Here is a 1458-nt window from a genome sequence, read left to right on the forward strand (position 1 = left end):
TTCTACCAGCAACTGAGCGGATACTGGAGCACGCAACTGCTCTACTTCAAAGCCGGCGCCTACGTTCAGGACAACTACGGCCCCAGCACCGAAGGTGCGCGGGTGACCTTCTACTGGCTTAACAGCCTGCACCGTTAAAGCTCTTCTCTAGGTTACAAGCGCTACCTCAACTCGGTGCACCACCTCGACAGCCAGATAGCGCGCATCACTGAGCATCTGCAAGCCAAGGGGCTGCTCGACAACACGCTGATCGTGATCACCGCCGACCACGGTGAAGAGTTTATGGAAAAAGGCCGCTGGGGCCACAACTCGACCTTTGTCGATGAGCAGATCAAGACCCCGTTGGTACTCTGGGTGCCTGGCCAGGCGGCGCATCGCGAAATGCTGTCCACCCGCCATGTCGACCTGCTGCCAACCCTGCTGCCACTGCTTGGGGTGAATAATCCGCCGCGCGACTACAGCATCGGTCAAAGCCTGTTTAACCCCAGCGCCAAACGCATGCTAATTGCCGGCGACTGGCACCGCCTGGCCTTTATGGACGGCCAGCACAAGGTGGTATTGCCGTTTTCCAGCGGCAGCTTTACCGCGATGCAAACCAGCCCCGACGACCGCCCGATAGTCGATGCCTCACGGCTATTGCCACTGGCCATGCCGGTGATACGCAGCGAACTGCAGGGTATTCGCCGCTTTCTTGCGCATTAACTAGCGCGGGCGTGTGCAGCCATGGATGGCGCCCGCCGCTAGCAGGCCGTTGAAAAACTATCTACGTTTTTCAACGGCCTACTTGTGGGTAAACTGGCGACCTTTCTCGACTGCGATCTTGACCATGGCCCGCCTGAAACTTGAGTTCCCTGAAGATCAGTTCTGCTACAGCACCCACCTGACGGTGCGGGTGACCGATATCAACGCCGCCAACCACCTGGGCAATGATTCAATGATCTCGATGATTTCCGAGGCGCGGGCGCGTTTTCTGTTTGAGTTCGGCATCGAAGAAACCCAGGAAGACGGCACCGGCATCATCGTCACGGACCTCGCTACCACTTACCGCGCCGAGGCCCACGCCCGCGATCAGTTGCTGTTTGAAGTCGGCGTGATGGACTTCAACACCTATGGCGGCGACATTACCTTCCGCATCACCCGCCCCGCCGACAACACGCTGGTGGCCATGGCCAAATCCGGTTTCGTGTTCTTCAACTACAAACTGGGCAAAGTGGTGCAGATGCCGGCGACCTTCAGCGGCAAATTCAGCAAGGTCAACTGGCTCAGCAAGTAACCTGGGCTTACCGGCATAAAGCAGGCGATTGCCTGCCTAATCACGCTTGATCGCAGCAAAGCTGCCGGATTGAACATTAATTGCTCAATTTTCCAGCTGTCGCCGTGACAGCTGGCACATCCTCTGCTACGCCTTAGGCATAACAACAAAAGCAGGGGAATTGCTATGCCGACCACGCGCAGCCA

At 57.5% G+C, this 1458-nt stretch carries 2 protein-coding genes and 1 pseudogene; all 3 read left to right on the forward strand.

The features are described from left to right. A partial coding sequence (locus Q8M42_RS14380) for a polysaccharide lyase family 7 protein (RefSeq protein WP_305284301.1) occupies positions 1-138 on the forward strand: 138 nt, incomplete at its 5' end. A 30-nt stretch (positions 139-168) separates the two neighbouring features. Continuing rightward, a pseudogene (locus tag Q8M42_RS14385) lies at positions 169-702 on the forward strand (sulfatase-like hydrolase/transferase); the annotation flags it as partial. 124 nt (positions 703-826) lie between these two features. Next, on the forward strand, positions 827-1273 hold the full coding sequence (locus Q8M42_RS14390; RefSeq protein ID WP_304867734.1) for a thioesterase family protein: 447 nt from the start codon (positions 827-829) through the stop codon (positions 1271-1273). Positions 1274-1458: the final 185 nt, after the last annotated feature.

Origin of the sequence: Pseudomonas sp. (genome assembly GCF_030684895.1) — a bacterium.
Taxonomy (GTDB): Bacteria; Pseudomonadota; Gammaproteobacteria; order Pseudomonadales; family Pseudomonadaceae; genus Aquipseudomonas.

Excerpts from the sequence above, each read along its gene's own strand:
- Q8M42_RS14390 (WP_304867734.1), top strand. The coding sequence starts at position 827 with ATGGCCCGCCTGAAACTTGAGTTCCCTGAAGATCAGTTCTGCTACAGC.